Annotated in this window: 4 protein-coding genes and 2 pseudogenes; 2 read left to right on the forward strand and 4 right to left on the reverse strand. The window is 42.1% G+C overall.

What is annotated here, in order from left to right; genetic code table 11:
* Positions 1–318, reverse strand: a 318-nt coding sequence (locus tag JCM15124_RS12160) for a ThiF family adenylyltransferase (RefSeq protein WP_024999623.1), incomplete at its 3' end; no start/stop codon positions are given.
* A gap of 147 nt (positions 319–465) precedes the next feature.
* On the opposite strand from JCM15124_RS12160, the gene JCM15124_RS12165 reads away from it, so the two are divergent.
* Together JCM15124_RS12165 and JCM15124_RS12170 are read left to right on the forward strand one after the other, a co-directional pair.
* Complete coding sequence (locus JCM15124_RS12165; protein WP_024999624.1) at positions 466–810, forward strand: DUF6444 domain-containing protein; 345 nt, start codon at positions 466–468, stop codon at positions 808–810.
* A pseudogene (locus JCM15124_RS12170) lies at positions 807–1,160 on the forward strand (transposase); the annotation flags it as partial. The gene JCM15124_RS12165 and the pseudogene JCM15124_RS12170, both read left to right, overlap by 4 nt.
* Positions 1,161–1,274: 114 nt before the next feature.
* On the opposite strand, the gene JCM15124_RS12175 reads toward JCM15124_RS12170, so the two are convergent.
* The 3 genes and pseudogenes from JCM15124_RS12175 to JCM15124_RS12185 form a co-directional block, all read right to left on the reverse strand.
* Positions 1,275–3,746, reverse strand: coding sequence for a TonB-dependent receptor (locus tag JCM15124_RS12175; protein WP_024999626.1), 2,472 nt, complete (start codon positions 3,744–3,746; stop codon positions 1,275–1,277).
* A 101-nt stretch (positions 3,747–3,847) separates the two neighbouring features.
* Positions 3,848–4,657, reverse strand: a complete 810-nt coding sequence (locus tag JCM15124_RS12180; RefSeq protein ID WP_024999627.1) for a DUF3108 domain-containing protein — start codon at positions 4,655–4,657, stop codon at positions 3,848–3,850.
* Positions 4,658–5,145: 488 nt separating this feature from the next.
* A pseudogene (locus JCM15124_RS12185) lies at positions 5,146–5,490 on the reverse strand (pseudouridine synthase); the annotation flags it as partial.
* Positions 5,491–5,495 lie beyond the last annotated feature (5 nt).

Genomic DNA, 5,495 nt, shown 5'->3' on the forward strand with positions numbered 1-5,495 from the left:
CTCTTCGATGTTATCAGGAGCCAAGAATTCCGTATGAAAGTCTATATGCGCTTCGGGATTGATACTTTGCAAACGCTCAGCCAAACACTCTGCTTTGTATCTGCCAATGTCATTCTCCGTATAGTTCTGCCTGTTAAGGTTGCTTTGCTCCACCTTGTCGCCATCAACAATGGTAATATGCTCGAAGCCAAATCTCAAAGCGCATTCAGCTACGATACTGCCAATGCCTGCCCCTCCAAGGAATATCTTATAATCCCTTACCATACTTTGCTCTCTTTCGCTCACATAGAGCCTGTTTCTGCTGTATCTTTCTTTCATAATCAATAATTATTTTGGGCAAAAGTAGATGTAATAAAGCATATATACTCTACACAAAAGTGTAATAATCGCTCGTTTTGTTGGTTATTTTAGTTTTTATAACACTTCTTGCTTGCGATGTAACTATTCAGCGGTTACAATCTGTCTATGTTCTCACCTATCCTGAACCGCCAAATCCGCAAGAAGGAAGACAAAAATGCGATTTTGAGAGACCGTCTGTCCGGATATGAGAACCTGGGGAAGAACTCGGGCAACAGCAGTATGCCACCAAGCAAGGAGAGCATGAAGGATCGGATCGTCAGAAGGACGAGGACTCTGCGTAAACCAAGCGGCAAGAAACCCGGTGGACAGGAAGGGCACGACGGGCACAGGCTGTCTTGCTCTTCCATGCCGGACGAGACAATCGACGACACCCCGGACTATTGCACCAACTGCGGCGGGTCTTTGGCAGAAGTGGAACGTGTGCTTGATTATGTGACGCAAGTTATATAGAGGTCAACCACAGGCTGAACGAATACAAGGAAAAGGCACGGGAAAGGCTCACCTCCCAAGAAGGCATCAGGCACAGGGGACGGCGGTGCATCGAGCCTGAAGCCGTCTTCGGACAGATGAAGTTCGATATGGCATACCGACGCTTTCGGCACTTTGGAAAAGACAAGGTCGTAATGGACCTTGCCTTCTTTGCCATGGCCTTCAATATCAAGAAAATGTGCGCAATGCTCTTGAAAGGAGGAATGTCGGGGCTGTCAGACGCATTTGCAGCCCTGATTTGTGTCCTGATACGCCTTTTTCGATCCAATGGAACCCGTCATGGAAGAAAAAAAGAGTTGATTGCCGCATAAGGGAAATCGAGCAGGGAAGATGCGGAATGACACACCCTCATTTGCCCGAATATGACGTCATATTTGTTTGTATCAGTTGTTATACTGACTTAAAAGGTTAAATTCAACCGGAAATTACATACCTATTCCGGTGCCAATTCCACCTACTTGATTGTCGTTTTTCTTTTCTTGGAAGTCGTTAGATATATTGCTTTTATTTGTTTGGAACTGTTTCTTGGTGTTGCCGAAATTCCATGTAAGGGTTAAACCTACTTGTTGGATAGGCAAAATCATATTCATGCGTTGCGTAAAGTCGGCACCTTCGCTGTATTGGGTTTGCTTTATTTTTCCCGAGAACGGTGTAAAGTAATTCAAACTTACGTTCAGCTTTTCCTTAAAGAACTCTTTTGCCAATACAAAAGCTATCATACTGAAACCGCTTCCATGCCCTTGTAAGGTGTGTCGCTTCGTCATACCGCCCGTATTGATACTCATCTTCACGTTCCAAGGTAAGGTTTGCTGAAACCCGATGAATGCCATTGCCTGCCAAGCGTGCTTCTTTTGGTTGAGTTTATCGGAACGCATATCTCCGTAATCGAAGCCACCGTTAATGTAGATACGTGTATTCGGTGTTATGGAATAGTTTATGAAGGTGCTGAAGTTGGTCCAACGGCTGCGCACAATGTTTCCGTAGGTAGTGTTCAATATGCCGTTGGCGTCCATAAACGAATACTGCTCTATCTGGTTATCGGCAAATGCTTCGCCCAAAGTAAGGTTTATCATGAACTTCGGAGTAAAGGCATTGAACACAAGACTAACGTTGTGGCTCTCTTCAACATCGAGGTTTGGATTACCGTAGGTGAGTACGGTCGGCGTAGAACGGTCGATGTAAGGATTAAGGAACGAAATTCCGGGACGTGATATGCGCATGCCGTAGTTTACACCGATATTGACCGCAGCACCAATATTATAAGTGAAACTTGCCGAAGGAACCAAAGTGCCGTAGTTCTTCTTAAAGTTATCGCCCTTTCCAAGTATATATTCTACATTCTCCCATGTGTGTTCGTAGCGTGTACCTGCCTTTGCACTAAACTTTCCCAACGTGAGTTTATACTCTACGTACGAAGCTAAGATGCTTTGTTTGTTCTTGTAATTCACGCTATTGTCGGTGTCGAAGATTTCTTTACCGTCTATTATGTTATAGAATTTAGAGTCGGAAGAGTTTCTTCTGCCAATGAATTTAGCACCGGCATTAAGTATTTGGTTTTTCGATAACGGTGTTGTATAGTCGGCTTGGAACGTGTGTTCTGTGCCACGCGTATGTGCATCAGAGTAGAGACTGTTCAGTTTGAGGGGTATTCCTGCCGGCAATGGGTCGTAAATGTTACGATTTTCGGTTGTTGCAGGAGATGTTGTAAACAAGTAACTCAAGGTAATGTTGCTTGTTCGCTCACTGTTCAGAAAACGTTGATAATCTATATTCCCATTAAAAGAAGTATTTTTAATGTGCGACATCATATCGTTGCCATACGAGAAACCGCTGCCAAACTTTCCACCCGAGAAGGTTGTAGTAGGGTGTCCCGTACTCTTTACGCTGTAATCCATTATTCCGATAGAAGCACCGATGTTGCTCATAGAGTCCAATTCGTATCCTAAGCTGATGTTAGCCATATTGAAAGGCACCTTTGTTTTGCTTTTTTGGAACGAATACATCTTTGTTCCGTCCGTAGAAGTACGTTCGTTTGTTATTTCTGCCTTACCTGTTTCCATCTGGTTGTGCATGGCATTGACACTGTAAGTAAGCTTTCCTTGCTGTCCGCTGACAAACATAGAGCCGTTCCAACCAAAGCTGCTTACCATCGCACTTGCATTTCCGTTGTAGCCATTCATTTTCTGTTGATTGCCGGTAGTTTTGTTCATAACGATGTTCAGCACACCACCAACACCCTCGGCATCGTACTTTGCACCGGGATTGGTAATAACTTCTATTGATTTTACCGACGAAGCCGGCATCGATTTGAATATTTGCGAGGGGTTGGCAGAGAACATTACGTTTGGCTTTCCGTCTACATAGACCTTGAAAGAACCTTGCCCGTTCACGGTAATATTGTCTTGTCCGTCTACCGTTACCATTGGAACCTTGCGCAACATATCAAGTACAGTGTTCGATTTGGCATCTACATCGCTCTGCACATCGTAGCTCATCTTGTCGGTTTCCATCTTTACGAGCGGCTTTTGCGCTACTACTTCCACGCCTTTCATCATCTTTGCATCGTCTTGCACCAAGATAGTGCCAAGGCTTAAAGTAGGATTTGCAGCACTAAGGTATACTTTTCGTGTTATCATCTTACGCCCCATGGAACTGATTGTAACAGTAAAGTTACCCGTTCCGTCTACTTTCTGCAATATTTTACCATCATCGTCGGTAACAGACATAGCAACAGGCTTATCCATTTTTCCACCTTTAAACACACGAATGGTAGCAAACGGTTCGCTTTCATGGGTAAGCGAATCAAGCAATTCGCCTGTAATTGTTGTTGTTTGGGCATTTATAGCTGTGGCTATCCACATTAATGCCAATGTCAGTAATGTTTTCTTTATTTTCATTGTTTGTTGTTTTTTATTCTGCTGCAAATATAATAACAATATAAAAAGGTAGAAAATAGATTTCGACCACTTCGCTTATACTTTTCGACGAAAGAGTATTTTTACTTCACTTGCGACGTTATTTTGTAGCGTATTCCCTTCATTGATATTAGAAAAGCTTTGGCAGAACCAAACTTTAAATTCATATCCAAACGAATAGGAATATGGTTTTCGTCGTCGGTAACAAAGAAACTGGCAATATTGCGCCACTTTCCGTCTTCCTTTTCATGGTAAGTAAGCTCTAAGCAACGATATTTTTTGTCGTTGTCCGCCTTTATGTTTTTCTTTCCATTATATATTATTCGTGCCGGCAACAGACTCTTTCCGCTTATCAATGGGAAGTCTACCACATATCCTTTCTTCCAACTTGCAGGATTGAAACTGCGTGCCCGAAGAAAAATACTCATCATATCGTAAACACATTCCTTTTGCAAACCGGTCTTCCAATGTTGTTCTCCATCGTTGTCTATTCGGTGTTGCTTTGTCTGCACCTTCCCGTTCGGATAAGAATAGAACACTTCGTCTACCGTATATCGCTTGCCTTCCTTTGCACCTTTGCGATAATAAAGCGGTGCCAAGTCCTTTGTATTATAACAAAGCAGTGTGTCGCGCATAACGAAATAGTTGTCTAACTTTCCGTTTCCACGTGTTGTCAGCGAAGCACGATAGGCAGGTGTGCCTTCGTAAATAGATGAAATGGTGTACCACGAAGCCGTTCCCACCTTTACCCAAACAAACTTCCAGTTGAAGTAAAGGTTGTAATTCAAGTACTCACCACTGTTAAAAGCCGTGTTGTGAAACGAGCATTGCGCCGAAGCTGATACGGAAAGCAACAGTAAAAGAGAAGCTATATAAAACCTTAATATTTTCATTTTATTCCTCATTTTTCTTGTTTGTTACATTATATTCTTATTTATTCTTTTCAAAAGAAAAAAGAAAATAGTAGTATGATGGGCTGTGGATAGTGTTTATAAGTTTTTTATCAATTCCTTGCATATTTGGTTATCAACCCGTGAATAAAAGTTATCCACACCCCTATGCTTCGCTTTCTTATTGATATTCAACTAATATTTGCAGTTATCCACATTTCCACTATATCCTGCAAAGATAATAAGTTTATATCTTTTATCTTACAAAAGCTGTGTAAAACTTCTATAAAAGCATGCCAATAACTCTGTGTTTATCCTCTATAACTTTGCTTCTTCCTGTTCGTTGTGTATAATTCGGAGGTTGTTTTAAAGTTATTAACCGAGTTATCCATAAAGTTATCCACAGTTGAAAATCTTCAATGCTTACTTTTCAACAATAAAAAGAAAAGTCGTTTCTATTAATATTTTTCTATTGAATACAAACTATCACTTTACATTTTCTTCTCGAAACAAATGCGTTTGCCCGTAGTTGGGTGTGTAAATTCAAGATATTCGGCATGCAGGTACAGTCTGTCTGCACGCTTTCCATACAAGGTGTCGCCAAGAATGGGGCACGCCAAGCCTTCAGGGTGTGCGCAGTGAACCCGCAATTGGTGCGTGCGCCCTGTTATGGGAGATAGTTCCACCTTTACAGCCTCGCTATAACGGCTGTCTGCCAGAGGCACTTTTCCTATTATTCTATAATGTGTAATGGCTGCTTTTCCTTTGTTTCTGTCTACAATCTGACGCGGTCGGTCGAGCACATCGGCACACAATGGCAACGAAATAGTGCCCTCTTAAA

The organism is Prevotella falsenii DSM 22864 = JCM 15124 (assembly GCF_000613945.1).
Taxonomy (GTDB): Bacteria; Bacteroidota; Bacteroidia; order Bacteroidales; family Bacteroidaceae; genus Prevotella; species Prevotella falsenii.

Excerpts from the sequence above, each read along its gene's own strand:
- JCM15124_RS12165 (WP_024999624.1), top strand. The coding sequence starts at position 466 with ATGTTCTCACCTATCCTGAACCGCCAAATCCGCAAGAAGGAAGACAAA.
- JCM15124_RS12175 (WP_024999626.1), bottom strand. The coding sequence starts at position 3,746 with ATGAAAATAAAGAAAACATTACTGACATTGGCATTAATGTGGATAGCC.
- JCM15124_RS12180 (WP_024999627.1), bottom strand. The coding sequence starts at position 4,657 with ATGAAAATATTAAGGTTTTATATAGCTTCTCTTTTACTGTTGCTTTCC.